The 25,658-nt window shown below is 77.0% G+C and carries 22 protein-coding genes; 8 read left to right on the forward strand and 14 right to left on the reverse strand.

What is annotated here, in order from left to right:
* Positions 1-22: 22 nt before the first annotated feature.
* The 3 genes from EDJALFJO_RS23815 to EDJALFJO_RS23825 are packed head-to-tail and all read right to left on the reverse strand — an operon-like array spanning position 23 to position 2,468.
* Entirely contained in the window at positions 23-619 is a 597-nt protein-coding gene (locus EDJALFJO_RS23815) for a flavin reductase family protein (protein ID WP_088288795.1), read from the reverse strand.
* Positions 616-1,674: a peptidase M29 gene (locus EDJALFJO_RS23820; protein ID WP_088288796.1), complete on the reverse strand. Its 1,059-nt coding sequence runs from the start codon at positions 1,672-1,674 to the stop codon at positions 616-618. The genes EDJALFJO_RS23815 and EDJALFJO_RS23820 overlap by 4 nt, the downstream gene beginning before the upstream one ends.
* Positions 1,671-2,468, reverse strand: a complete 798-nt coding sequence (locus tag EDJALFJO_RS23825; RefSeq protein ID WP_158220546.1) for an alpha/beta fold hydrolase — start codon at positions 2,466-2,468, stop codon at positions 1,671-1,673. Before EDJALFJO_RS23825 ends, EDJALFJO_RS23820 begins: the two co-directional genes overlap by 4 nt.
* A 92-nt stretch (positions 2,469-2,560) precedes the next feature.
* On the opposite strand from EDJALFJO_RS23825, the gene EDJALFJO_RS23830 reads away from it, so the two are divergent.
* A complete protein-coding gene (locus EDJALFJO_RS23830; protein ID WP_088288797.1) occupies positions 2,561-3,754 on the forward strand; it encodes an acyl-CoA dehydrogenase family protein in 1,194 nt (397 codons plus the stop codon).
* On the opposite strand, the gene EDJALFJO_RS23835 is transcribed toward EDJALFJO_RS23830, so the two are convergent.
* The 4 genes from EDJALFJO_RS23835 to EDJALFJO_RS23850 form a co-directional block, all read right to left on the reverse strand.
* The gene (locus EDJALFJO_RS23835) at positions 3,745-4,983 is read right to left on the reverse strand and encodes an acyl-CoA dehydrogenase family protein (RefSeq protein ID WP_088288798.1); all 1,239 of its coding nucleotides are present in this window, start codon (positions 4,981-4,983) and stop codon (positions 3,745-3,747) included. The genes EDJALFJO_RS23830 and EDJALFJO_RS23835 overlap by 10 nt on opposite strands.
* Positions 4,984-4,992: 9 nt before the next feature.
* Positions 4,993-5,967 (reverse strand): phosphotriesterase, encoded by a 975-nt coding sequence (locus EDJALFJO_RS23840; protein WP_088288799.1) that lies wholly within the window; start codon positions 5,965-5,967, stop codon positions 4,993-4,995.
* Between the two features lie 80 nt (positions 5,968-6,047).
* Positions 6,048-6,725, reverse strand: a complete 678-nt coding sequence (locus EDJALFJO_RS23845) for a QsdR family transcriptional regulator (RefSeq protein WP_198950585.1) — start codon at positions 6,723-6,725, stop codon at positions 6,048-6,050.
* Between the two features lie 4 nt (positions 6,726-6,729).
* Entirely contained in the window at positions 6,730-7,530 is an 801-nt protein-coding gene (locus tag EDJALFJO_RS23850) for a bifunctional 2-polyprenyl-6-hydroxyphenol methylase/3-demethylubiquinol 3-O-methyltransferase UbiG (protein ID WP_088288800.1), read from the reverse strand.
* Positions 7,531-7,680: 150 nt separating this feature from the next.
* Here EDJALFJO_RS23850 and EDJALFJO_RS23855 point away from each other — a divergent pair, with 150 nt between their 5' ends.
* Together EDJALFJO_RS23855 and EDJALFJO_RS23860 are read left to right on the forward strand one after the other, a co-directional pair.
* Complete coding sequence (locus EDJALFJO_RS23855; RefSeq protein ID WP_088288801.1) at positions 7,681-8,019, forward strand: hypothetical protein; 339 nt, start codon at positions 7,681-7,683, stop codon at positions 8,017-8,019.
* A 19-nt stretch (positions 8,020-8,038) separates the two neighbouring features.
* Positions 8,039-8,362 carry a hypothetical protein gene (locus tag EDJALFJO_RS23860; RefSeq protein WP_088288802.1) on the forward strand — a complete coding sequence of 108 codons (324 nt, stop codon included), beginning with the start codon at positions 8,039-8,041 and terminating at the stop codon, positions 8,360-8,362.
* A gap of 12 nt (positions 8,363-8,374) precedes the next feature.
* Here EDJALFJO_RS23860 and EDJALFJO_RS23865 read toward each other — a convergent pair whose 3' ends face one another.
* The 6 genes from EDJALFJO_RS23865 to EDJALFJO_RS23890 all read right to left on the reverse strand — a co-directional run bounded on the left by EDJALFJO_RS23865 (position 8,375) and on the right by EDJALFJO_RS23890 (position 20,303).
* Positions 8,375-9,406 (reverse strand): isopenicillin N synthase family oxygenase, encoded by a 1,032-nt coding sequence (locus tag EDJALFJO_RS23865; RefSeq protein ID WP_088288803.1) that lies wholly within the window; start codon positions 9,404-9,406, stop codon positions 8,375-8,377.
* Positions 9,393-10,337, reverse strand: a complete 945-nt coding sequence (locus tag EDJALFJO_RS23870; RefSeq protein WP_088288804.1) for a hypothetical protein — start codon at positions 10,335-10,337, stop codon at positions 9,393-9,395. Before EDJALFJO_RS23870 ends, EDJALFJO_RS23865 begins: the two co-directional genes overlap by 14 nt.
* A 98-nt stretch (positions 10,338-10,435) precedes the next feature.
* Entirely contained in the window at positions 10,436-12,391 is a 1,956-nt protein-coding gene (gene recD / locus EDJALFJO_RS23875; protein WP_088288805.1) for an exodeoxyribonuclease V subunit alpha, read from the reverse strand.
* Complete coding sequence (locus tag EDJALFJO_RS23880) at positions 12,388-15,915, reverse strand: UvrD-helicase domain-containing protein (protein ID WP_088288806.1); 3,528 nt, start codon at positions 15,913-15,915, stop codon at positions 12,388-12,390. The genes recD and EDJALFJO_RS23880 overlap by 4 nt, the downstream gene beginning before the upstream one ends.
* Complete coding sequence (gene recC / locus EDJALFJO_RS23885; RefSeq protein ID WP_088288807.1) at positions 15,912-19,337, reverse strand: exodeoxyribonuclease V subunit gamma; 3,426 nt, start codon at positions 19,335-19,337, stop codon at positions 15,912-15,914. Before recC ends, EDJALFJO_RS23880 begins: the two co-directional genes overlap by 4 nt.
* 294 nt (positions 19,338-19,631) lie before the next feature.
* A complete protein-coding gene (locus EDJALFJO_RS23890) occupies positions 19,632-20,303 on the reverse strand; it encodes a CDP-alcohol phosphatidyltransferase family protein (RefSeq protein WP_088288808.1) in 672 nt (223 codons plus the stop codon).
* A 108-nt stretch (positions 20,304-20,411) separates the two neighbouring features.
* Between EDJALFJO_RS23890 and EDJALFJO_RS23895 the strand changes: the two genes are divergently transcribed.
* The 5 genes from EDJALFJO_RS23895 (at position 20,412) to EDJALFJO_RS23915 (ending at position 24,885) form a co-directional block, all read left to right on the forward strand.
* Positions 20,412-21,404 carry a zinc-binding alcohol dehydrogenase gene (locus tag EDJALFJO_RS23895; RefSeq protein WP_088288809.1) on the forward strand — a complete coding sequence of 331 codons (993 nt, stop codon included), beginning with the start codon at positions 20,412-20,414 and terminating at the stop codon, positions 21,402-21,404.
* A gap of 43 nt (positions 21,405-21,447) precedes the next feature.
* Positions 21,448-21,846 carry a 6-carboxytetrahydropterin synthase gene (locus EDJALFJO_RS23900; RefSeq protein WP_088288810.1) on the forward strand — a complete coding sequence of 133 codons (399 nt, stop codon included), beginning with the start codon at positions 21,448-21,450 and terminating at the stop codon, positions 21,844-21,846.
* The gene (locus EDJALFJO_RS23905) at positions 21,843-22,967 is read left to right on the forward strand and encodes a glycosyltransferase family 4 protein (protein ID WP_198950586.1); all 1,125 of its coding nucleotides are present in this window, start codon (positions 21,843-21,845) and stop codon (positions 22,965-22,967) included. Before EDJALFJO_RS23900 ends, EDJALFJO_RS23905 begins: the two co-directional genes overlap by 4 nt.
* Positions 22,964-23,866 carry an SAM-dependent methyltransferase gene (locus EDJALFJO_RS23910; RefSeq protein WP_088288811.1) on the forward strand — a complete coding sequence of 301 codons (903 nt, stop codon included), beginning with the start codon at positions 22,964-22,966 and terminating at the stop codon, positions 23,864-23,866. The genes EDJALFJO_RS23905 and EDJALFJO_RS23910 overlap by 4 nt, the downstream gene beginning before the upstream one ends.
* A gap of 62 nt (positions 23,867-23,928) precedes the next feature.
* Positions 23,929-24,885: a lysylphosphatidylglycerol synthase domain-containing protein gene (locus EDJALFJO_RS23915; protein ID WP_088288812.1), complete on the forward strand. Its 957-nt coding sequence runs from the start codon at positions 23,929-23,931 to the stop codon at positions 24,883-24,885.
* A gap of 8 nt (positions 24,886-24,893) precedes the next feature.
* Here the strand turns inward: EDJALFJO_RS23915 and EDJALFJO_RS23920 are convergent, their stop codons facing one another.
* Entirely contained in the window at positions 24,894-25,598 is a 705-nt protein-coding gene (locus EDJALFJO_RS23920) for a dihydrofolate reductase family protein (RefSeq protein WP_088288813.1), read from the reverse strand.
* Positions 25,599-25,658 lie beyond the last annotated feature (60 nt).

Below are 25,658 nucleotides of genomic sequence, written 5' to 3' on the forward strand. Positions count from 1 at the left end.
GTCCTCAGGACGGGCGGGTCGGTCAGCGCGGGGTGACGGGTGGTGCGGCAGGCGGGGTGGCGCCGAGGGTGACGAACCGGCGCCGGTGGTACATGAGCGGGGTGGGCGCGTCGCCCGGTGGGAGGACGACGTCGTGCACGCTACCGATGACGACGGTGTGCGTGGACTGGTGCATCGAGTTCCCGACGTGGCAGACGAACGTCGCGGCCGCGCCCTCGAGGACCGGGACGCCGTGCGGGTGCACCCGCCACGTGCCCGCCGAGAAGCGGTCCTCGCCGGACAGCCCGGTGCGCCCGGCGAAGACCTCGGCGACGTCCTGCTGGTCGGCGGCCAGGACGTTCACCGAGAACCAGCCGGTCGTCGGGAGCGCCTTCGCCAGGCTCGACGAGCGGTTGAGGCACGCGACGAGCATCGGCGGCTCGGCCGACAGCGACGTCACGGCGGTGGCGGTGAGACCGGCCCGGCCCGAGCGCGGGCTCGTCACGGCGATGACGCTCACGGCGGCCGCGAGCGAGCTCATCGCCTCGACGAAGCGCTCGGCGACGCCGTCCTCGGGGGCGTGCGTGTCGTCGTACAGCGCGTCCTCGGGCAGCGGCCGCCGGTCGTCGGCGCTCGTCACGCGTCCCCCGCCGGGCGCCGCGCGAGCTCGCCCTGCAGGCGGCCCTCCCGGACGACGGCCACGCCGTCCAGCTCGACGGTGCACCGCCGCATCGGCAGGTCGAAGTGGCACGGCGAGAAGCGCTGCGCCGTCTCGTTCGCACCCGTCGAGTACATGAAGTTGCCCTCGAACGCGCGGGCCTCGGTGCCGTTGATCTGGCTGCGGTCGTAGAGGTCGAGGTAGTCCCAGCGGGCGGCCGGGTTCATCCCCCAGCCGATGTGGGAGGACGCGTACGCGTCCTTGCCACCGAACGCCGCCATGTAGTCGGCGAGCTGGTCGGCCTCGTAGCCGTCGCCGCTGATGTCGGTGACGAAGTCGTCGACGACCGTCATCCGGATCGGCGAGGACACGTACTTCTTGAAGGTGAGGTTGATGTCGCCCGGTGCGAGGACGATCGTGCCGCTCACGGTCCCCGGGGCCGGGAAGGCGAGGACGAGCCCGCCCGGCCAGTGCGCGATGCTGCCGGGCCCGCTCGTGACGCCTGTCGAGCCCGCGGTGAACGAGCCCGCGAGCCGGACGGTGAGGTCGGTACCGGCCTCCGAGGTGACCCGCATCGTGTCGGCGGCCGAGATCATCTCGTGGCCACGGGCGACCCGGGCGGCCATGTCCGGGTCGTGCGGGAGCCGCTCAAAGTTCTCCGGGTGCTCGTTGCTGATCATAAGCACCCGGGTGCCGGCGCCGAGGATCGCGCCGAGCTCGCGCGAGTGCAGCAGCCCCTCCGCGGTGCAGTCGACGACGAAGTCGGCCTCCTTGAGGGCGGCCAGCGCCGCCGGGTTGCCGCGCAGCGCGAGCGAGGTGCCGGTCGAGCGCAGCGCGACGGGGCCGGTGTTCGCCGGCGTCGGCATGACGACCTGCAGCGTCGCGGCGCCGAGCGACTGGGCCGCGAGCAGCGCCGTCTCGACGATCGAGGACCGGCTCGCCGACTCGGAGAGGACGACGCACGTCTCGGTCGGGCCGAGCCCGCAGAGCTCCAGCTGCAGCCGGAACCGTTCCAGCCAGCGCCATTCGGTCGTCATGCGTCGAGGCCCTTCCAGAAGGTGCGGACGATCTCGTTGACCAGGTCGGGCTGCTCGAGGTTGGCCAGGTGGCCGGCCCCGGGGACGACCTCGAGCCGCGCCCCGGGCACGAGGTCCGCGATGACCTCGGCGTACTGCAGCGGGGTCTCCTCGTCGTGCTCCCCGACGACGACGAGCGTCGGGCAGCCGATCCCCGGCAGCCGCGTCCGGGTGTCGTGCGTGACGAGCATGCCGCACGCGGCCCGCAGCGCCGCGGCCGGGATCCGGGACATCGCGCCGACCGCCTCGGCGCGCTGGGCGGCGGTCGCCGCCGGGCCGACGATGGCGCCGATGACCGTCGGGGCCATGTCGGCGGGGGTCGCACCGGCGGCGAGCGGGCCGAGCCGGGCGTCGAGCCAGGACTGCGCGGTCGTCGTCCCGTCCAGGCCGAACGCCGGGCTGGTGTCGAGGAGCACGAGCGAGCGGACGACGTCCGGGTGGTCCAGCGCGAGGTGCTGGGCGACCATCCCGCCGAGCGACAGGCCGACGACGTCCACCGGCCCCGCGGACAGCTCACGGGCCAGGCCCGCGGCCGCGGCCGCGACGGAGCCGAAGGAGTCCGGGCTGCCCGGCGAGACGCCGTACCCGGGCATGTCCCAGGCGACGCACGTGCGGATGTCGGCGAGGCCGGTCAGCTGCGGCTCCCACGCCGTCCGCGAGCCGCCCAGCCCGTGGAGGAAGAGCGCGACCGGGCCGGTCCCCGCGGTGCGCCGGCCGACCGGCGGCGCGTCGTGGTCCTGCGGGGTCGGCGGCACGGGGGTCACAGTACCGAGCGGCCGGCGGGCCTGCCCAGACACAAAGTCAACAGTGTTGACCCGGACCCGCGGGGCGCGGAACACTCCTGCGCATGACTCTCGCCCCGTCCGCTGCCGCACCCGCCGTCGACCGGGACGCGCTCGTCGCGAAGATCCGTGAGCTCGGTCCCGTCTTCGCCGAGCGCGCCGTGAGGTACGACCTCGAGGCGTCCTTCCCGTTCGAGAACTTCGCCGACCTGCGCGAGATCGGCTTCCTCGCGCTGTGCGTCCCGCAGCGCTACGGCGGCCTCGGCGCGAGCTTCGCGGACTACGCCCGCGTCTCGGCGGAGATCGGCCGCTACTGCGGGTCGACGGCGCTGACGTTCAACATGCACAACGCGACGATGCTCTGGGCCGGTGAGGTCGCCGACCTCCTCGACCTCGACGACGACGCGCGCGCCACCCACGAGCGCCGCCGGACCGAGCTGTTCCGCGGGGTCGTCGAGGACGGCACGATCCACAGCCAGCCGTTCAGCGAGGGCGTCTCCGCCGGGGCGCTGTCCGGCGTCACGACCAAGGCGGAGCCCTGCGAGGGCGGCTTCCGGGTCACGGGGCGCAAGATCTTCGCCTCCCTCTCCGGTGCGGCGAACCGCTACAACATCACCTGCCAGGTCCCCGGGGAGCCGTTCATCCGGCTGCTGTCGGTGCCGACGGACGCCGAGGGCGTCGAGATCGTCGGCCCGTGGGACCCGCTCGGGATGCGCGGAACGGTGTCGAAGACCCTGCTCTTCACCGACGTGTTCGTCCCCGCGGAGAACGAGGTCATGCCGCCGGGGGCCTACGACCAGGCGGCCCAGCGGTACCCGTTCCTCTTCATGTCGCTCGCGCCGTCCTACCTCGGGCTCACCCAGGGCGTCCTCGACTTCGTCCGCGGCTACCTGCGCGGCGAGATCGCCGGGTCGCCGTCCGGCCCGCCGCGCCGGGACCTGCCGCAGAAGCAGGCCGGCTGGGCCCAGCTCCAGATCTCCTACGAGCGCAGCCGGGCGCTGCTCTACGACGTCCTCGACCACATGGTCATCGACCCGGACGCCGACCTGCTCGCCCGCGCGTGGGCCGCCGTCTTCACGACGATGGAGACGGCGAACGAGGTCGCGGCGCTCGCTGTTCGGGTCTGCGGCGGCCAGTCGATGCTCAAGCACCTGCCGCTCGAGCGGATGTACCGCGACAGCAGGCTCGGCTCGACGATGCTGCCGTGGAGCGCCGAGGTCTGCCTCGACCGGCTCGGGACGGCGAAGCTCTACGACTGACGGACCCGGGCCCGCGCGAGGTTCAGTTCCACCCGCGCCATCGAGCGCAGGTGCACCTCGTCGGGGCCGTCGGCGAGGCGCAGCGTGCGGACCATCGCCCACATCTGCGCGAGCGGGGTGTCCTCGCTGACGCCGGCGGCGCCGTGGGCCTGGATCGCCTTGTCGAGCACGTAGAGCGCCGCCCGCGGGGCCGCGACCTTGATCGCCGCGATCTCGCTCGCGGCGCCCTTCGCGCCGACCCGGTCGATGAGCCAGGCCGTCTTGAGCACGAGGAGCCGGGCCTGCTCGAGCGCGAGCCGCGACTCGGCGACCCACTCCCGGACGACGCCCTGGTTCGCCAGCGGCTGCCCGAACGCCGTCCGCTCGATCGCGCGGGAGGTCATGAGCTCCAGCGCCCGCTCCCCCATCCCGAGCGCGCGCATGCAGTGGTGGATCCGGCCCGGGCCGAGGCGGGCCTGGGCGATCGCGAAGCCGGAGCCGGGCGTGCCGACGAGGTTCGACGCCGGCACCCGGACGTCGTGGAAGCTGACCTCCCCGTGCCCGCCGTGCGCGCCGTCGTCGTAGCCGAAGACCGACGTCGACCGGTGCACGGTGACACCGGGGGTGTCGAGGGGGACGAGGATCATCGAGTGCCGGGCGTGCCGCTCGGCGTCCGGCTCGCTGACGCCCATGACGATCGCGATCTCGCACTCGGGCCGCAGGGCCCCCGACGACCACCACTTGCGGCCGTTCACGACGTACTCGTCGCCGTCCCGGGTGATCCGGGTGGCGATGTTCGTCGCGTCGGACGAGGCGACGTCCGGCTCCGTCATCGAGAAGCAGGAGCGGATCCGGCCCTCGAGCAGGGGAACGAGCCAGCGCTCCTTCTGCTCGGGGGTGCCGAACATGGCGAGCACCTCCATGTTCCCGGTGTCCGGTGCCGCGCAGTTCATCGCCTCGGGGGCGAGCGCGTACGACCGCCCGGAGAGCTCGGCGATCGGCGCGTAGTCGAGCACCGACAGGCCCGCGCCGTGCTCGGCGTCGGGCAGGAACAGGTTCCACAGCCCGCGCTCCCGGGCCTGCGTCCTGAGGTGCTCGATGACCGCCGGCGTCCGGTAGGGGGTGCCCTCCTCCCGGAGCCGGGCGACCTGGTGGTGGTACAGCGGTTCCGCCGGGAGGACGGCCTCGTCGAGGAACCGGCGGACGGCCTCCTGGAGCTCGGCGGAGCGGGCGCTCGGGGCGAAGTCCATGGGTGCCTCTCAGCGGGTGAAGTACCCGGCGGGGTTGGCGACGAGCATCTGGTCGACCTGGGCCTGCGTGACCCCGGCCGCCAGGAGCGCGGGCAGCACGTCGTCGCTGATGTGCTCGTAGTGCCAGTTCGGTGCGGCGGCGGCCTTCGCGGCGTCGTGCGCGGCCCCGAAGTAGTCGATGAAGCAGTTCGCGTCGTGGCCGAGGACCATCCGGTCCGCGTAGCCGCGGGCGGCCAGCGCTGCGATGGTCGCGACCCGTTGCGCGCCGGGGTTGAAGATGTCGAGCCCGAAGCGGTCCATCCCGAGGGTGGCGCCCCGGTCGGCGAGGCTCATGAGGAAGTCGAGGTCGTTGCTGTCGCCGGCGTGGCCGACGACGACCTTCGTGAGGTCCGCGCCCGCGGCCTCGAACAGGTCGAGCGCCGTCCGGCCGCTCTGCTCGAGGGCGCTCGTGTGCACGGTGATCGGGGCGCCGGTCTCGGCGCTCGTGCGGCCGACGGCCCGGGCGATCCGCTCGACGCCCGGCGTCGGGACCGCGGTCTCGACGCAGCACTTGAGGAAGGCGGCCTTGACCCCGGTGCCCGCGATGCCCTCGGCGATGTCGCGGGTGAAGTCGGTGACGAGCGGCTCGGGCATGTCGAGGAGCAGCCCGGGACCGCGGTAGGCGTACTGCTGCGGGAGGTCCCCGAAGGCGTACAGGCCGGTCGCGACGACGATGTTCACCGGCGTCTGCGCGGCGATCCGCTGCATCCGCGGGATGTTGCGGCCCAGTCCCCACACGGTCGGGTCGACGATCGTCGTGATGCCCTTGGCGTGCAGGGCGCGGAGCTTCTCGACCGCGTCGGCGACCCTCGCCTCCTCGTCCCACCAGGTGTCGCCGTAGTTCTCGACGTGCTCGGTCGCGAGCACGAAGACGTGCTCGTGCATGAGGGTCGGGCCGAGGTCGCTCAGCGCGACCGGGCCGCGGACGGTCTCCACCGTGGACATGGGTGACACCTCTCCGACGTCGTCGTCCGGGGGCCGTGGCGTCCCGGGCGCGAAGGCCTGAGACACATCGCCGCAGCGTCTCAGCGTGTCCGGGGGGTGTCAATGGGGCCGAGGTCCCCAGGCGGCAGGCCGAGCAGCACCGCCGCGACGGCGAGCGCCTCGTCGATCCGCGGCTCCCCGCCGCCGAGCAGGTGCGCGTAGAGCGGCCCGTCCCCGATCCGGACGATCGCCTGCGCGAGCACCGGGACGGGCAGCAGGGGCGCCATCCGGCCGGCCGCGACCTCCTCGTCGAGCAGTGCCCGCAGCAGGGCGGCCGAGCGGCTCTCGATGAGTCCCGGGCTCGTCGCGAGCCGGACGAAGAGCCGCGGCTCGCGGGCCGTGAGCGCCCGCAGCGGCTCCGCGTCGACGACGCGGTGCATGAAGGCGTCGAGGACGGCGAGCACGCGGTCGCCCCCGGTCGGGCCGGGGCGACGGGCGTCGACGTCGCGGACCGCGGCGCGGAACGTCCACTCGGTGGCGTCGGAGAGCACGGCACCGAGGAGGTCCTCGCGGTTGCCGGCCCAGCGGTAGAGCGTCGCGCGGCCGACGCCGAGCTCTGCGGCGAGGGCGGACATGTCGAGGCTGTCGCCGCGCAGGTACGCCGCACGGGCCGCCGCGTGAACGGCGGCAGCACCACGCCCGCCGCGCGGCCGGGGTGCCGCCGGGCGGCCCTGCAGCGGGCGCTCCTGCGGCAGGTCCTCCGGCGGGCGGGCGGTCACCGCGTCATCGTGGCACGGCGGGCGGCCGCTGCGGATCTGCCGGACGGACGGTGTGCCAGAGCGTCCAGCGGTCGCGCTCGACGACGGGGCCGGGCGGCAGTGTCGCGCGGAGCGTGGCGCAGAAGCCGTCGAGCTCGGTGTCGTCGAGCTCGTGGAGGATCGAGCGTCCGGTCCGTGCGCGTAGCTCGGTGGCGTAGGCCTCGGCGCTCGCGTGCACCCGGCGCACCTCGTGCAGCGAGCTCGTCGTGACCGGGTCGAAGCCGTTGCGCCGCAGCACCTCCGTGAGCGCCGCGGCGTCGGGCCGCCGGCCGGCCTCGACGGCGCGCAGTCGTGGGAAGGCCGCGAGGAGGTACCCCCTGAGGTTGTCGGGGCCGGCGGGTCGGTCGACGTCGTCCGGCGTCCGGTCCTGGACGACGAGGTGGCCGCCGGGGACGAGCAGCCGGTAGGCCTCGCGGGCGAAGGCGTCGAGGTCCGGCAGGTGGTGGACGACCGCCCGGGACAGGACGAGGCCGGCCGCGCCGTCCGGCAGGCCGGTCGCGGTGACGTCGGCGCGGACCAGGTCGAGCCCGGCGGGGGCGTCGGCCCGCGCGGCGTCGAGGATCGGCGCGCTCGAGTCGACCCCGACGACGTGGGCGGCGCCGAGCCGGAGCAGCGCGCGGGAGTAGGTCCCGCCGCCGCACCCCAGGTCGACGGCGCGCAGGCCGCGCGGGTCGACCAGGCGCCCGAACGCCTCGGTCCAGGTCGGGTCGGCGTCCCGGTCGGAGTATGTCCTCGCCTGTGCGGGGTCGTGGAAGTTCACGGGCACGGTGGCCTCCTGGTGCTCGCCGGCGGTCGTCCGCCGAAGTGCCTTGATATCAAGATACTCTCCGGTGACCGGGCGCCCGGTCAGGGACAGCCGTGGCTGTCGGCGGGTAGGGTCACCTGGACCATGATCAGCGCGGGTCGGGGAGGCGCCGTGAGCGGGACGGACGACGGGATCACCGGGCCGGGCGCCGACGACGCGCAGAGCGCCTGGGCGGAGTGGATCCGGCCCGAGGCCGCGGTGCTCGGTGTCGCGGGGGTCGCGGCTGCCGCGCTGGCCCGCACCCTGACCGGCGCGTCCGGGGACGACCCGGACGACGACACGTCCCCTGCCGTCGGGGACGGTGACGACGCGGGCGACGCCGACGCCTGGGAGCAGATCTCCCGCGACACGCAGCAGGTGGCCGACCACGGCGTGACCCTCGCGGCGATGGACGGCATGGCTCAGGCGCAGGCAGACACGATCGAGTCGTTCAACCCTTCGAACTACTGACGGAGGACCTGTGAGCGGGATGGACAGCACCACGGACGCCTGGGCCGACTGGACGACCCCGGGGGCGGCCGCGTTCGGCGTCGTCGGGCTGGCCGTGGCGGCGGTCGGGCACGTGCTCGCTGACGACGACGGCGCGGACGACGGCGCGGACGACGGTGCGGACGGCGTCGGGGACGTCGACAAGGACGGCGACGCGGACCAGGACGACGTGACGCAGCAGTCGACCGACCTCCTCGTGGACTCGACGAACGGCGGCGTCCAGCTCATGGCCGCGGACGCCGCGCAGCACGCCTACGGCGAGGCCATCACGTCGTACTGCGACCCTGACGGCCCCGACTTCTGACCTCCCCGCCGGTCAGCCGGCGGGAACCTCGGCCTCGACCCGCCCGAACGTCGCCAGGCCGTGGGACCCACCGGGCAGAGCCAGGTCCCCGGCGGCGAGCCGGTCCCGCAGGTACGTGAACGTCTGGATCGTCTGGGCCCAGATGTGCTCCCCCGCGACGACCGGCGGGCGGACGGCGTCCCCCTCGGCGACGAACTGCGGGAGCGGCTCGACGACCGTCCAGTAGTCGAGGCTGCAGAACAGCGGGAAGGAGTACCGCTCGCTCGTCACCTTCCGCACCCGGTGGGTCGTCGCGACGAAGCGCCCGTTCGTCCAGGTCTCGAGCATGTCTCCGATGTTCACGACGAACGCGTCCTCGACCGGCGGGGCGTCCACCCACTGCCCGGCCCCGTTGAGCACCTCGAGGCCGGGGGTCGTCGAGCGCAGCAGCGTGAAGCACTCGTAGTCGGTGTGGGCGCCGATGCCGGGGCGGTCCTCGGCGGTGTCGTCGGCGGGGTAGTGCAGGAGGCGCAGCTGGCTCGGCGGTGCGGTGAGGTACCGGTCGAAAGCGTCAGGGGCCTCGCCGAGGGCCAGCGCGAACCCCCGGAACAGCGCCCTGGCGACGGACCACACGTGCGCGTAGTACGCAGAGAGCGCCTCCTCGAAGCCCGGGACGTCGGGCCACCGGTTCGGGCCCGAGAAGGGGTGCGGCGCCATGCCCGGAGGCAGCGCGACCTCGGGGACGAAGTCGAACGCCTCCTTCTTGTCCGGGGTGCCACCGGCGAAGACCTCCTCGCCCTCCGGAACGTAGCCCCGGTGGTTCGTCGAGTCGCCGATGTACGTGCGCAGCTTCGCCTCGGGCGGCAGGGCGAAGAACGCCTGCGTCACGGCGAGGAGGCGTTCGAAGACGCCGTCCGGCGGCATGCACCCGGTGACGTGGACGAAGCCGACCTCGCTCGCCGCGCGGCCGAGCGCGTCGGCGACGGCGCGGTGCGCGGCAGGATCGTCGCCGAGCAGCGGTGCGATGTCGACGATCGGGACCGAGGTGAAGTCACTGGGCGGCATCGCGCTCTCCTGCCATCTGGTGGTCTGCTGCGATCTCGTGGTCTGCTGCCGTCTGCTGGTCCGGTGCCGGCTGCCGCTGCGTCGGTGCTGCGGCGGTCTCGTCGGACCGGTGGCCACCGGGTGCGGGGAGCAACGTCGTCCCCTCGCGCCGGACGACGTCCCAGGTCCGCACGAGCGGTCCGGCGGTCCCGACGTCGCACGTCGTGAACCGGTCGCCGGCGTCCACCGGGGCGAGGTCGTCGCCCTCGCGGTACGGCAGCGTCGACATCTCGACGACCCAGCGGCCGTCGGGGTCGATGCGGCCCAGGGCGACCTCGCAGTCGAGGAGCGCGGCACGCTCCTGCGCGTCGGCACGCAGGAGCAGCGCGGTGAGCCGGGCGCCGGGCGGCAGCGGCGCCGCCCGGCCGCGTGCGACACCGAACCGGGCCCCGACCCGGACGAGGACGCCCGGCCGGCCGCTCCCGCGCTCGCGCAGCCGGACGGCCGCGGCGTCGGCGACCGGTGCCGGCTCGGGGTGCCAGTGCTCGACGTAGGCCGAGTGCACGCCGACCTCGACGAGGGTGGTCCCGTCCCAGTGCAGCCGGCCCTCGTCGGGGACCCCGGCGGGCGGCTGGAGGTCGACGAGCCGGTCCCACCGCGCGAGGTCGCCGGTGACGGTGAACGTGCCGGCGAACCCCTCGTGGGCGCCGAGCCAGCGCAGGACGGGCGCGGGTGCGGTCGCCAGCCCGGCCGGGCCGGTGAGACCCGTCAGGTCAGGGCGTGGCGGGTGCAGCCCCGCGGGCCGGCGCAGGTCGACGTAGAGGCCGGGGCCCTGGAACCACACCACCTGCGTCGTCTCGTCGCGGCGGCCCTCGGCGTCGCGGTAGAGCGACCGCCGGACCGGGCCGAGCAGGGCCTCCGGGGTCGTCACCGCGGCGGGCGAGGACGTCACCTGTCGGACGATAGGCAGCGTGACGACAGCGCCGGATGACGCGGCTGTGTCCATCCGGTAACGGGGCCACCGGGCCCGGCGCAGTGGGCGCCCGACTCCTACCCCGCCGCTGCGATGAGCGGGAAGCGCAGGCCGCTCGCCCGGCGGACCGGGCGTTCGACGGCGGCGCGGACCGCAGCCTCTCCCCCGAGGACCCGGACCTGCTCCCGGGCCCGGGTCACCGCCGTGTAGAGCAGCTCGCGGGTGAGGAGCGGCGACTCCTGCGGCGGCAGGACGACGGAGACGGACCGGAACTGGCTGCCCTGGCCGCGGTGCACGGTCGTCGCGTAGACGGTCTCGACGGCGGGCAGCCGGTGCGGGCGGACGACGAGCGGGGAGCGCGGGTCGCCGAACGCCGCCACGAGGCCGGTGCCGTCCGCGACGAGGACGCCGGTGTCGCCGTTGTACAGGCCCGTGTCGCGGTCGTTCGCGGTGACGATGAGCGGCCGCCCGGGGTACCACCGGCCGTGGTGGGCCCGACCGTCGTCGGCGTCCTCCGGCCCGGCCGCCGCGAGCGCCCACGACTCGGCGAGGGCGGCCCACCGGGCGACGCCGAACGGGCCCCTGCGGTGGGCGAGCAGCAGCCGGTGCGTCTCGAGGGCGCCGAGGGCGGTGGCGACGTCGCCGCCGCGCGCCGCGTGGAGGACGGCCCGGCCGGAGGCCGCGACCTCGGCCCGGACGCCCGCGGCCTGCTCCTCGTCGGGCAGAGCGCCGCTTGTGTCGACGAACGTCACCGCGGTGTCCCCGCGGCGCAGGACCGCGAGGACGGCGTCGGCGTCCCCGGAGCGGATCGCCGTCGCGAGCTCACCGATCGCCCCGTCGAACCGGTGCGTGCGGGTGAGCCGGACGACGCCGTTGCGCAGCGCGGGCGAGTCCTCGGGCCCGACGTCGGCGTCCGCGGGGAGGGCACGGGCCAGGGCGGCGGGAAGGTCGTCGGCGACGGGCGGCCGGGCGACGAGGTCGCCGAGCACCGCACCGGCCTCGACGGACGCGAGCTGGTCGGGGTCGCCGACGAGGACGAGCCGGGCGTCGGGCCGCAGGGCGTCGACGAGCCGGGCCATGAGGGTCAGCGACACCATGGAGGTCTCGTCGACGACGACGACGTCGTGCGGGAGGCGGTGGTCCCGGTCGTGCGCGAACCGGGTGCTGCTGCCGGGCTTCCAGCCGAGGAGCCGGTGCACGGTGGTGGCCTCGGGCTCGCCGACGCGGCGCCGGTCCTCGTCACCGAAGCGGGCCGCCTCGGCCCGGACGGCCTCCTGGAGCCGGGCGGCCGCCTTGCCCGTGGGGGCGGCGAGCGCGACCCGCAGCGGCGCTCCCCCGACCGACTGGAGGACGGCGAGCAGCCGCGCGACGGTCGTCGTCTTGCCGGTGCCCGGGCCGCCGGTCACGACCGTGACCCGGCTCAGGGCCGCGGTCGCGGCGGCGAGACGCTGCCGGCCGTCGGCCTCGACGGGGAACAACCGGGCCACGGCCCGGGCGACGACGACCGGCTCGACGCCGAGCAGGCCACGGGCGAGCCGGCCGTCGACCTCGGCGCGGACGACCTGCTCGTCGCGCCAGTACCGGTCGAGGTAGAGCCGGCCGTCGACCCAGCGGACCGGTGGGTCCGGCACGCGGGTCCGGCCGCCCGAGGCGTGCGGGGCGGCCGCGCCCGGGCCGGGGGCCACGAGCGGGCTGCCGAGGATGGCTGCCCGCCAGGCGGCCGGCTCGGGCCAGGGCAGCCCGGCCGCCGGGGTGCCGGCGACGAGCACCCCGTCCTCGGCCTCGGGGACGGCGAGCGCGTCGAGGTCGTCGAGCGCGACGCACACCGAGCCGGAGCGCAGCGCCCGGACGGCGAGCCCGACCGCGAGGAGCACCCGCTCGTCGTCCTCGCCGGTGAGCCGGCCGAGCCTGCGCGCGACCTGGACGTCGGCGGAGGCGAGGATCCCGGCGTCGTTGAACGCGCGCAGCACCGGCCCGGCCGTCAGCGCGACGCGGGCCGGCACCGGGGCGGACCGGCGGTCCGTCGCGGTCACGGCGCCTCCCCGGTGTCGAGCAGCGTCGAGAGACCGGCGACGAGCGCCCCGGGCGGCCGCCACGCCATGACGCCCGACGGGGTGCCGTCCACGGCCGGGGTCGACGGGCCGGCCATCCCACGGACGAAGAGGTAGAGCCCGCCGCCGAGGTGCACGTCGGGGTCGTACCCGGGCTGGCGCCACGTGAGGAACCGGTGCAGGGCCACCAGGTACAGCAGGAGCTGGAGCGGGTAGTCGGCCTCCGTCATCGCCTCGACGAGCGCGTCGCAACGGTAGTGCGCGGCCGTCAGCGGCTCCCCGGCGGGCGCGAGCCGGTTCGTCTTGTAGTCCACGACGAGGTAGCGCGGCTCCGGCCCGGCGGCGGCCGCGCTGCCACCGGGGCCCGGGCCGCGGACACGCAGCACGGCGTCGAGGCTCCCGGTGAGGTAGCCCCGCAGCCGGGTCGCGGCGAACGGTGCGTGCATCAGGTGGTCGGCGTACGGCCGGAACGGGTCGGCTGCCGGGAGGTGCCGCCCGAGCAGGTCGCCGATCGCAGCGATCGTCGCCCCCCGACCGGTGGGGCTGTCCCCGCCTGCGAGCGGCAGCTCGAACTCCAGCTCGGCGAGCCGGTCGACGGGCCGGACGTCGCGCAGCGCGAGCCCGGGCACCGCCGGGCCGAGCGGCGTCGCGAGGACGGCGCCGAGCGCGGCTGCGAGGGCGACCGGGTCGACCCCGCCGAACCGTGCGGCGCCGGCGTCCCGGCAGCGCCGCAGCAGCTCGGCGCCGAGGTCGGACGCGGAGGTGTCGACGTACTCGAGCACCTCGTGCACGAGGACGCCGAAGGCGGCCCCCGCCGGCAGGTCCGCGAGCGGCAGCGGGACGTCGTCCGCGGCCCCGCCCGCCGACACGCCCTGCGGGGTGCCCGCCGTGGTGGCTGCGGTGGTGGCCGGGGTCGGGGGCAGCCCGGGCGCGGGCGGCGGCGGCTCGTCCTCGACGCCCCGGGTCTCCGGCTCGCTCGACACCCCCGAACCGCCCGGGCCGCCCGGGTCCCCCGGCAGGGCCCCGGCCGCGCCCGTCGGTGCGCCGCCGAGGGCCGCCTCCGCGGCGTAGCGCTCCTCGTGCGCGGCGGCGGTGAGGGCGGTGTACGAGGTGCGCCGCCAGGTCGTGTCCAGCCGACGGCCGAAGGGCGCGACCGTGAGGTCGGGGCGCCCGGTGCCGGCGGGGGCCCACCGGGCCGGCGACGGGAGCGTGTCGACGTGCTCGACCACGACGGTGCCTACGGACGACGCTGCGAGGGCGTCGAACGCCCGGGCCGCCTCGTCGTCCCGGCCGACGGGCACGGAGGGCGGTGGCTCCTGGCCTGCCCCGGGTCGCCCGAGCAGCACCCGGGACAGCGGGCCGGCCGCGGAGTTGCTCGAGGGGGCCCAGTGCACGACGACCTGCGAGCAGGCCCGGGTCAGGGCGACGTAGAGCAGGCGCAGGTCCTCGCCGCGCTCCTCGGCCATGTGGAGGCTGCGCGCGGTGTCGTAGCCGGGGGTCCCCGGGCCGCCGACGTCGAGCACCCGGGCCTCGCCGTCGTGGTGGCGCAGGATCGGCGGGGTGCTGCTCTCGAACCGGTCCCAGGCGAAGGGCACGTAGACGACGGGGAACTCCAGGCCCTTGCTCGCGTGCACGGTGACGACCTGGACCGCGGCCGCGTCGGTCTCCAGCCGGCGGCTGCGCTCCTCGGCGTAGTCGAGGGCGGCCTCCGCGATCCGCCGCCGCAGCCAGTCGGTGAGGGCGGCGGTCCCCAGGCCCTCCGCGGTGGCCGTGAGGTGCAGCGACTGCGCGACGTGGCGCAGGTCGGTGAGGGTCCGCTCGCCGGTCGCCGTGACGAGGAGCCGCTCGGCGAGGCCGTCCGCCGACGCGGCCTCGAAGAGCGCCGCGACGCCGCGGGCGCCGAGCAGCTGGGCCCACGACCGGACCCGGTCCGACAGCGCGTCGCGGTCGGCGTCTGTGGCCGTGCCGAGCCGCGTCGCGTCCCAGCCGACGAACGGCGTCAGCGCCGCTGCGGCCGTCCGGCCCGGGTTGCCGGGCTGCTCGAGCGCGACGAGCAGCGTGAGCCAGGCGCGGGCGGCCGGGGAGTCGAACACACTGCTGAGACCGGAGACGACCGCGGGCACCCCGGCCGCGACGAGGGCGTCCCGGACGGTCGTCGCGTCGACGTTGCGCCGGGCGAGGACCGCGACGTCGGCCGGGACCACGGGCCGCCACCCGCCGCCGTCCCGCAGCTGCGACGACCCGAGCTGGCGTACGACGTCCGCCGCGACGTCCGTGGCGATCGCCTCCCGGACCGCCTGGACGAGCGGTTTGGTCGACGACCGGGCCGGGACACCGAACACGGGCCGCGAGAGGTGCCGCAGCCGGACCGGGGCTCCCCCGGTGAACCGGCGTTCGGGGTGGGCCGCCTCGACCGGCCGGACGACGATCCGCGGGTCCCCGAGCGCCGCCCCGCCGAGGAGGTGCTCCAGGCCCGCGAGGAGCGGGGCGTCGCTGCGCCAGCTCCGGCCGAGCGTCGCCGAGTGGTCGGCGACCCCGCGGGCCGCGAGGTAGGCGACGACGTCGCCGCCGCGGAACGCGTAGATGGCCTGCTTGGGGTCGCCGATGAGGACGAGCGTCCGCCGCCCGTGGAAGGCGGTCGCGAGGATCTCCCACTGCACCGGGTCGGTGTCCTGGAACTCGTCGACGAGGACGACGTCGTACCGCGACCTGACCCGGGCCACCGCGTCGTCGCCGTGGGCCGGGTCGACGAGCGCGTCCCGCAGCTCGACGAGCAGGTCGTCGTAGTCGAGGACGCGGCGGGCCCGTTTGCGCCGGGTGACCTCGGCGGCGGCCGCGTGCGCGAAGGCGTACCGGTGACCGGCAGGTGAGCCAGGTGCCGCGGCGGCCGGTTCGAGCCGGGCCTGCGGGGAGCCGACTGCGGCCCGCGCCACCTGCCGGGCCTCCTCGACGCTCAGCGGCGGCGCCGGGGTGTCGGCGTACAGGAGCACGTAGAGGTCGTCGACGACCTCGTCGACGAGGTCGGCGAGGTCCGGCACGAGCACGGCGTCGGCGTCGACGTCGGCGGCGAGCCCGAGCGAGGCGAGCATCTGCTGGCAGAAGCCGTGCGTCGTGGCGATCGTCGCGGCGTCGAACTGCGCGAGCGCGGCCCGCAGCCGGCGCCGGCGGGCCGCGAGCTCGGCGTCGTCGACGCTCGCGAGGTGCCGGACCAGCGGGTCCTGCGCGGTCCGGGCGTCGTCCGCCAGCAGGGCCCGCTCGGCGCTGACGAGCCGCTCCCGCACCCGGTCCCGCAGCTCGGACGTCGCCGCCCGGCCGAACGTCACGAGGAGCAGCCGGGACAGGTCCGCGACCCCCTCGGCGACGTACCGGGTCGCGAGGGCGGCGATGGTGAACGTCTTGCCGGTGCCCGCGCTCGCCTCGAGCACCGTCGTGCCGGTCGGCAGCGGCCCGCAGACGTCGAAGACCGCGGCGAGCGGCGGGGCGGCAGGTTGCTCCGTCGTCGTCATACCGTCCGCACCTCCTCGTGGGCGAGCAGCGGCTTCCACACCCGCAGTGCGAGCACCCCGAGGCGGGTGGTGTCGGTGCCGTCGGCCGACCAGGCCGCCTCGTCCCGCTCCGGGACGCCCGCGACCAGGCCGATCGGAGCGGCCGGGCCCCAGACGAACACGTGGTACCGGTCCTCGACCTCGTAGAGCTGCTTCCAGGCCGACGCCGCCTCGCCGAGGGCCTGCTCGGCGGAGTCCCCCGCGAGCCGGCTGCGGGCGTAGGCGGCCCCGGCCGCGGCGGGCAGCGGCAGCGGCGCGCGCAGCGCGCGCTCCCGCAGCCGGACGAGGTTCTCGAGCACCGTCTGCGCGGTCGCGTGCGACGGGGCGGTCAGCGTCGCGCGCTGCGCCCCGCCGCGGCGGCCGCCGGCCCGGCCGATTGTCACGGCCTGCCACGGCCGGTCCGGGTCCGCCGCGACGAGGGCGAGCAGCTGGACCCAGGCGCGCAGCCGGTGCTTGGCCCCGAGCCGGGAGAAGACGGCGCGCGCGACGGTGTCGCCGTGGACGCCGTCGACGGACCCCGTGACGGCGATGCCGACGGGCAGGTCCGCGGTGACGTCGACGACCGTGGGCTCGCCGGAGAGGTACGGCTGGACGGCCGCGGCGACCGGCACCACCTGGCCGAGGACCCGGTCGAGCGCCGCCCGGCCGAGCTGCCGGGGCGGCACCTCGCCGCGCCGCCACTCGGCGTTCCTCGCCCGGTCACGGTCGACGCCGGCGAGCCGGGCTGCGAGCAGCCGGTCGCCGATCGCCCAGGTGCCGAGCCCGTCGAGCGCCAGCGGCAGCCGGTCGACGACGTCCTCCTCGTCGGCGGGCAGCGCGACGCCGAGCCGGTTGCGCAGGAACCAGCGGGCCGGGTGCTCGAGCAGGTCGGCGAGGTCGCCGACGTCCACGGTGTCCGGCCGGGGCGGCGCCGGCAGCGCGGCCGGCAGGAACGGCACCCGGTCGCGGCGCTCGCCCCGGGCGACGACGGCTGCGCGGTGCGCCGCCCGGTCGTGGCTGAACGGCCCCGGGGTACCGAGCGCGCCGGCGGCGAAGTTGCGCTCGTCGACCGGCTGGAGCGGGTGCCGGACGACGACCTGCGACCGCACCGGTGCCTCGCCCGGCGACGCCGCCGTCCGGTCGAGCGCGTCGAGGAGCTCGGCGACAGGGACGGCCGGCGGCCGCAGCGCCCCGGTCCGTTCGTCCGCGCCCGTGTAGAGGACGACGAGGCGCTCGCCGGCCGCGGCGACCGCGTCGAGGAACAGCTGGCGGTCCTCGCTGCGCCGGTCCCGCTCGCCGAGGCAGGGGTCGCGCAGGAGCAGGTCGTCGCCGTCGCCGCGGCTGCTCCGGGGGAACACCCCGTCGTCGAGACCCAGCAGCGCCACGACCCGGTGCGGCACGGCCCGCATCGGCTCCAGCGAGCAGACCGTCAGGGCTCCTGTCCGGAAGCCCGCCCGGGTGGGCCGCCCGGCGAGCCGGTCCGCGAGCAGCGCGCGCACGTCGGGCAGCCGCAGCACGGTGCCGTCCCGCCCGGCCGCGGCCTGGCGGACCTCCGCGAGCACCTGCCGCGCCTGGACGCCCTGCCAGGCCTCGGTCGGCGGCGCGCCGGCGAGCAGGTCGAGGGCGTCGTCGAGGGTGTCGAGCCAGTCGGCGACGGGCCGCCTCCCGTCGAGCCGGGCCAGCACCGACCCGAGCCGGTCGACGAGCTCGGCGAACCGGCCGGCCAGCGCCACGCCGGTGCTGTCGACGTCGTCGAGCGGCAGCGCGGGGCCGACGAAGCGGTGGTCCTCCTCGGCCATCGCGGCGCCGAGCAGGATCCGGTCGAGCGCCGCGTCCCACGTGCCCTGCCGGACGAGCCCGAGACCGAACCGGGCACGGCGGCCGGCGTCCTCGCCCCAGTGCGCACCTGCGGCGGCCGACCACTCGCGGATCTGGTCGAGGTCGTCCTCGTCGAAGCCGAACCGGTACCGCACGGGCGGGCTCGCGGCGAGGTCGAGCACCTCGGACGCCGTGACCCGGCCGTCGGCGAGGTCGAGCAGGGCGGCGAGCAGACCGAGGTGCGGGTTCGTCTGGCGCAGCGACCGGTCCGCGACCCTGACCCGCAGGGTCTGGCCCGGGTGCGCGTCCGCCGGGGCCTCGCCGTCCGGGGCCAGGCCGAAGGTCGCCGCGACGAGCGGCGCCACGGCCTCGACGTCCGGGCACATGACGAGGACGTCGCGCGGCTCGAGGGTCGGGTCCTCGGCGAACAGGCCCACGAGCACCTCACGGAGCACCTCGACCTGCCGGGCCCGGCCGTGGCAGGCGTGCACCCGGACGCTGCGGTCCCCGGCGTCGAGGCGGTGCGGCGCGGCCGGCTCGGCGTCGGCGCGCAGGGCGGACTGGAGGGCACCGAGCAGCGTCGGCGGCGGTGCGGGGGCCGGGTGCGGCACGTCGACGACCCCGGTGCCGTCAGCAGCGCCGTCGAGGCCCAGGAGCCGGGTCTGCAGCTCGACGACGTCACGGGCCATCGAGGCGAGCACCGGGAGCCGCGCGACGGGCCCGACCGCGGCCCGCCGTCGCGACTCCGGCACGCCACGGGCGGCGACCGCGGCCCAGAGCGCCGGCGACGGGTGCACGAGCCACAGGTGGACGTCGCGGTGGCGGCCGAGGGCGTGCAGGACGCGGAGCTGGTCCTCCGGGAGCCGGGTCGGGCCGAAGACCGACAGCCGGCCGGGGACGTCGGGCGGGGCAGTGGTCGCCAGGGCCGCCAGGGCGGCGTCGAGCCGCTCCGCGGGGCCGGGGACGCCGAGCCGGGCCCGGACCCGCCGCCACAGCTCGGGCTGCCAGCGCAGGTCCGCCGGCACCGGTGCCCCGGCGCCGTCCTCGTCGCGCCCGGCCGCCCACGCGGTGACGAGGTCTGGGCGCTGCGCCCCGTACGCGGTGAGCAGGCCCGCGACGTGCCGGGCGACGGCGAGCCGGCGGCCGCGCCGCAGCTCGTCGGGGTCGTGCCGGTCGGGGTTGCCGGCCGGCGCGGGGGGCGACCCGGCCGAGGCGTGCCCCAGGTGCCGCGCGAGCGCCGCGCACCACGGCTCGTCGACGGCGTCGTCGAGGGTGGCGAGCACCGCCCACGTGAGCGGCTCGACCCGCCACGGGTCGTCGTCCGTGCCCCCGCCGAGGACCCCCGCGAGCACCGAGCCGACGAGCCGGCCGGGGGACGAGAAGGCGATGTTCGCGCAGACCCCGGCCTCCGTGCCCGGGGCGGCCCCGAGCCGGTGCGCGAGGCGCTGGGCCAGCCAGCGCTCGACCCCCTTCGTGGGTACCGCGACGAGCTCGGGGGCGAAGGGGTCGCCGGGCGGGGCGGCGAGGACCTCGGCGAGCGGCCCGACGAGGGAGTCAGCGCGCTCGGACCGGTGCACGTGCAGCACGCCGACCCTCCCCTGCGCTCGCACCCGCCGGCCCGGACCCGGACCGCCGCCGCCCGGCAGGGGCGGCACCCGGACGACGCTAGCCGCCCGCCCGGACGCCCGTGCGCGCCGTCCACAGACCCGGCCTCCCGGACGGCGTGTCGCGGCCCTGTGGACGGGTCGGCCCCGGACGACGGGCCAGGACCGAACCCCGGGGACCCGCCATCCGTCTTCCCCTGACGTGGCCCTCCTCGGACCGGACGACCCCGGCAGCCCCGTCGCCGGCAGCCGCGGCGCCGCCCCGTCGACGGCGGCTCAGCGGGTCAGCACGACCTCGCGCGCCGGGGCGGCGGTCGCCCGGCGCCGGGCCAGCCACGCGACGTCCACCCAGAACGACCACGTGAGCAGGGCCAGCGCCGCGGCGAGCACGGTGAAGGTCGCCGCCGCAGGCAGCACTCCGGCGACCGCGGCGACGAGCACGACCCCCTGGACCGCCGCGACGACCTTGCGCGAGTACCGCGGCGGCAGCGCCCGCGCCGTCCACGGGAGCACGCAGGTCGCGACGAGGAACGCGTACCGCATGAGCCCGATCGCGAGCACCCACGCCCCGACGACCGGCACGAGCAGGGCGCTGAGCACGAGCATGAGGAACGCGTCGACCTCGCCGTCGAACCGGGCACCGAGCGCCGTCGCGGTGCCGGTCCGGCGGGCGACGAGGCCGTCGACCGCGTCGAGCGCCAGCGCCACGACCGTGACGGCGACGAGCAGCCCCGACGCCGGCTCGCCGGTGAGCAGCGCCCGGGCGACGAGCCCGGTGACGACCGCGACGAGCGCGGTCCGCACCGCGGTCACCGTGTTCGCGGCCCCGAACCGGGTCGCACCGGACGCGCGCAGGCCGTTGCCGAGCAGCGCCCCGGCGCCGACGGCCACGGACAGCCCGGCCCCCGCCCCGGTGAGGTCGGCGGCGAGGTGCGAGATTCCGGTCATGAGAACTCCTCCGGCACGGTGCGGGCTCGACCGGGTATACGTACGCGGGGCCGGTCCGGTTCTGTCCGGCGCCGGGCAGTCCGCCGAGCACCCCGGCCGGCGGCGCTCGTGAGCACGCCGGCGCGCGCGCTCTGGGTCGTCGGACCGGGCCGCGCCGAGGTGCGCGACGTCGCCCTCGCGCCCCCGGGCCCCGACGACGTCGTGGTCCGCACCCTGTTCTCGGGCGTCAGCCGGGGCACCGAGAGCGTCGTCCTGCGCGGCGGCGTCCCGGCGAGCCAGCACGCGGCGATGCGGGCCCCGTTCCAGGAGGGCGACTTCCCGTTCCCGGTGAAGTACGGCTACCTGGCCGTGGGCGTCGTCGAGCAGGCGCCCGCGACCTCCCGGGGCGCGGCGCTGCTCGGCCGCACGGTGTTCAGCCTCCACCCGCACCAGAGCCGGTTCGTCGTCCCGGCGCACGCGGTGACCCCGGTGCCGGACGACGTCCCGCCCGGCCGCGCCGTGCTCGCCGGTGCGATGGAGACGGCCGTCAACGCCCTCTGGGACGCCGCCCCGCTCGTCGGCGACCGGGTCACGGTCGTCGGGGCCGGCATGGTCGGCGGCTGCGTCGCCGCGCTCCTGGCCCGGATGCCGGGCGTCGACGTCGAGGTCGTCGACGTCGACCCGGCCCGGGCGCCGGTCGCCGTGGCCCTCGGGGCCAGGTTCGCACGACCGGACGACGCGGCGGTCGACCGGGACCTCGTCGTCCACGTGAGCGCGACGTCCGCGGGGCTGACCCGGGCGCTCGAGCTCGCCGCGCCGGAGGCCACCGTCCTCGAGGTGAGCTGGTACGGCGACCGGCCGGTCCAGGTGCCGCTCGGCGAGTTCTTCCACCCGCGCCGGCTCGTGCTGCGCAGCAGCCAGGTCGGCAGCATCTCCCCCGCCCGCCGGGGCAGCCGCACGTACGCCGACCGGATGGCGCTCGCGCTGCGGCTGCTCGCGGACCCGGCCCTCGACGTCCTCGTCACCGGCGAGTCGGCGTTCGAGGACCTGCCGCAGGTGCTGCCACGGCTGGCGTCCGGCGACCTGCCCGCGCTGTGCCACCGCGTCCGGTACGACCCCTGACCCGCCCGCACGACCCGTAGAACGCTTGCCACCGAGGAGTCCGATGTTCTCCGTCACCGTCCGCGATCACATGATGGTCGCCCACAGCTTCTCCGGCGAGGTCTTCGGCCCGGCCCAGAAGCTGCACGGCGCGACCTTCGTCGTCGACGCCACGTTCCGGCGGCCCGACCTCGACGCCGACGGCATCGTCGTCGACATCGGTCTCGCGTCGCAGGCCCTGCACGAGGTCGTCGGCGCGCTCTCCTACCGCAACCTCGACGACGAGCCGGCGTTCGCCGGCCGCAACACGACGACCGAGGTGCTCGCCCGGCACGTCGCGGACACCCTCGCCGACCGGATCGCCGCGGGTGCCCTCGGCGAGGGCGCCCGGGCCGTCATCGGCCTGGTCGTCACGCTCCACGAGTCGCACATCGCCTGGGCGAGCTACGAACGGTCGCTGTGACGCTCGCCGTGACGGTCGATGCGGCCCTCGCCCGGCTCGCGGCCGGCGGCGGCCTCGTCGTCGTCGTGCCGGCCGGCGTCGACGACCCGCGGACGCCGAGCGGCGGCAACACGTACGACCTGCGGGTGGTCGAGGCGCTCGGCCGGCTCGGCGTCGCCGTCCGGCGGCACGACGTCGCGGGCGGCTGGCCGCAGCCGACGGCGGACGACGAGCAGCGGCTCGCGGCACTGCTCGCCGCTGTGCCGGACGGCGGCACCGTGCTCGTCGACGGCCTCGTCGGCTGCGGCGCGCCCGGCCCGCTGGCCGCCGAGGCGCAGCGGCTGCGGCTCGCCGTCGTCGTGCACCTGCCGCTCGGTGACGAGACCGGGCGGCCGCCGGACCAGGCCGCGACCCTCGCCGCGCGGGAGCGCCGCGCCCTGCACGCCGCGACCGTCGTCGTCGCGACGAGCACGGCGACGGCGGCCCGGGTCGAGGCGCTCCACGGCCTGCCCGCCGGGGCCGTCGCGGTCGCTCCGCCAGGGGTCGACCGCGGCCCGGCCGCGGAGCCGTCACTGCACGGCGGCCGGTTGCTCTGCGTCGCGTCGCTGACACCGCGCAAGGGCCAGGACGTGCTCCTCGCGGCGCTCGCCGCGCTCGACCCCGTCGTGCCGTGGACGCTCGAGTGCGTCGGCCCGCCCGGGGACGCCGACCACGTGAGCGCGCTGCGGAGCACGCTCGCCGGGCACGGCTGGGAGCACCGGGTCCGCCTCGTCGGCCCGCTCGCCGGCGCCGACCTCGACGCCGCCTACGCCGCCGCCGACCTGCTCGTGCTCCCGTCGCACGCGGAGCCGTACGGGATGGTCGTCACCGAGGCCCTCGCACGCGGGGTGCCGGTCCTCGCGAGCGACGTGGACGGCGTCCCGGAGGCGCTCGGCACGACCCCGGACGGCGACCGGCCCGGCCTGCTCGTCCCGCCCGGGGACGTGCCCGCGCTCACCGCCGCCCTGCGCCGCTGGCTCGACGACCCCGCCCTGCGGACGGTGCTGCGGGCCCGGGCGGCCGTCCGCGGCGCCGGGCTGCCCGGCTGGGACGGCACCGCCCGCCGGCTCGCCGCCGCCCTCGTCGACCGGAGGACACCGTGAGCGCCCCCGGACCGGACGGCGAAGGCGCCGACCCCACGACCTACTCCCCCGACTGGCTCGCCCTCCGCGAGCCCGCCGACGCGGCGGCCCGCGCGAGCGACCTCGCCGACGCCGCCGCGGCCGCGCTCGGGGCGGCCGTCCGCGCCGGGCGCCGCCCGGCCGGCACCCCGGTCGTCGTCCACGACCTCGGCTGCGGCAGCGGCTCGATGGGCCGGTGGCTCGCCCCGCTGCTGCCCGGTCCGCAGCACTGGGTGCTCCACGACCGTGACCCGGCGCTGCTCGCCCTCGCGGCGTCCCGGCCCGGCATCGCGCCCGGGGGCGCGACGGTCACGGTCGAGCCCCGGCGCGGGGTGCTGGGCGCGCTGACCGCCCGTGACCTCGCCGGTGCCGACCTCGTGACCGCCTCGGCGCTGCTCGACGTCCTCACCGCGGGCGAGGTCGAGGCCGTCGTCGCCGCGGTGGCCGGGGCCGGGTGCCCGGCCCTCGTCACGCTGTCGGTGCTCGGCCGCGTGGACCTGGTGCCGCCGGACCCGCTCGACGTCGTCGTCGAGGCCGCGTTCAACGCCCACCAGCGGCGTCCCGTCGCCGGGCGCACCCTGCTCGGTCCCGCCGCGGTCGAGGTCGCCGCGGCGGCCTTCGACCGGCACGGGTACGACGTCCGGGTCCGGCCGAGCCCGTGGCGGCTCGGTGGCGCGGACGGCGGGCTCGCCGCCGCCTGGTTCGACGGCTGGGCCGGTGCGGCGGCCGAGCACAGCCCCGGCGTCGCCCCGGCGGAGTACCTGGACCGGCGGGCCGCGGCCGCCCGGGCGGGCACTCTGCACGTCACCGTCCACCACGCGGACCTGCTGGCCCGGCCCCGGGGTGAACGGGGGCGACCGCCCGCACGTATCGACGGGTGAGGGTCCGCGGGCCGGGGCCCGGGACGGACCGGACGGGCCACGACGGGGCGAGGGAGGCGGGCATGCGCGTCACCGCGACGGCCCTGCGTGCCGTGCGTCCGCACCTCGGGACGCTCGCCGGGCTCGCCGTCCTCGCCGCGCTGCTGCTCCGGCTCGGCGGCCGCCCGTTCCTCGACGGCGTCGCGGCCGTCGACGCCCCGACCCTGCTCGCCGCGCTCGGGCTGGGCGCCGTGACGACGACCGCCTGCGCCTGGCGCTGGACCGCGGTCGCCCGCGGCGCCGGTCTCGCGCTGGACCTGCGGACGGCGACCGCGGACTACTACCGCGCGGTCTTCCTCAACGCCGTGCTGCCGGGGGGCGTCCTCGGGGACGTCGACCGGGCCGTCCGGCACGGCCGGGACGCCCGCGACCTGCGGCGGGCCGCCGCGGCCGTCGCCGTCGAGCGCGGCGTGGGGCTCGTCGTCCTCGTCGCCGCGACCGCGGTCTGGCTCGTGGCGGCCGGCCCGGCCCTGCTGCCCGTGCCCCGGTCCTGGGTGGCGGCCGGGCTGCTCGTCGCGGTCGTCGTCGGCGCCGGCGCGCTGGTCGCGCTGCGGTCCCGCTCGCGGGCGGTCGGCGACCGGGCCCGGGTCGTGGTCGGCGCCGGCGCGGTCGCCGTCGTCCTCGGCACGTCCCTCGTCGCCCTCGCCGGCTTCGTCGCGACCTTCGTCGTCGCCGCCCGCGCGGCCGGGGTGGACGCGCCGGTCGGCCGGGTCGTCCCGCTCGCCCTCGTCGCGTTCGTGGCGATGTCGCTGCCGCTCAACGTCGGCGGCTGGGGACCGCGCGAGGGTGCGGCCGCGTGGGCCTTCGGCGCGGCCGGGCTCGGGGCCGCCCAGGGCGTCAGCGCCTCCGTCGCCTTCGGGGTGTGCGTCCTCGTCTCGAGCCTGCCGGGTGCCGTCGTCCTCGTCGCCCGGCGGCTGCGGCCCGCCCCGTCGGCCGCGGCACCGGACGGCACGCCGGTCGCGGACCTGGTCGCCCGATGACGGCCCGGTCAGCCCGCCAGGGCCTCGCGGTCGAACCGCTCCGACAGCCCGTACCGGAGCAGCACGACGTCCCCGATCTGGCGCACCTCCGCGAGCAGTGCGCGCCTGCCCCGGTCCTGCGGGAACCGGCCCGCCCCGAGCAGCCGCGGCGCCTGCGCCTCACCGACGAACAGCGGCGCCACGGAGAGGTGCAGCTCGTCGGCGAGCCCCTCCCCGATGAGCTGCGTGTGCATCGTCTGCCCGCCCTCGACCATCAGCCGCTCGACGCCGCGCTCGTAGAGGTCGGCGAGGACGAGCCCGAGGTCGACGGGGTCGCCCGCGTCGAGCACCGTGGCCCGCGCCCCGAGCCGCTCGCGCGCCGTGCCGAAGCCGGGCGACGCGGCGTAGACGAGCCGCTCGGCGTCCCCGCACGTGAAGAAGGCGGCGTCCGGGTCGAGGCAGCCGCGGCCGGTGAGCACGACCTTCGCGGGCGTCTCGGGCACCCCCCGCGCCAGCCGCTGCGCCCGCCGGTCCGGGCAGCGCACGAGCAGGCGCGGGTTGTCCCGGCGCACCGTCCTCGCCCCGACCATGATCGCGTCGCAGCCGGCCCGGGTCGCGTCGACCCGGTCGAAGTCCGCGTCGTTCGACAGCATGAGCCGCTGCGACGAGGCGTCGTCGAGGCAGCCGTCGATGGACGTGCTGCAGCTGAGCACGACGTACGGTCGCTCTCCCACGGTCCTGTCCTCCCGCCCGCCGCCCGGCTCCCACCGTCGCGGCGGGGCTGCTCGCCCCGC

The sequence above is a fragment of the Kineosporia sp. A_224 genome, assembly GCF_002198655.1.
In the GTDB taxonomy this organism is placed as follows: domain Bacteria; phylum Actinomycetota; class Actinomycetes; order Actinomycetales; family Kineosporiaceae; genus R-H-3.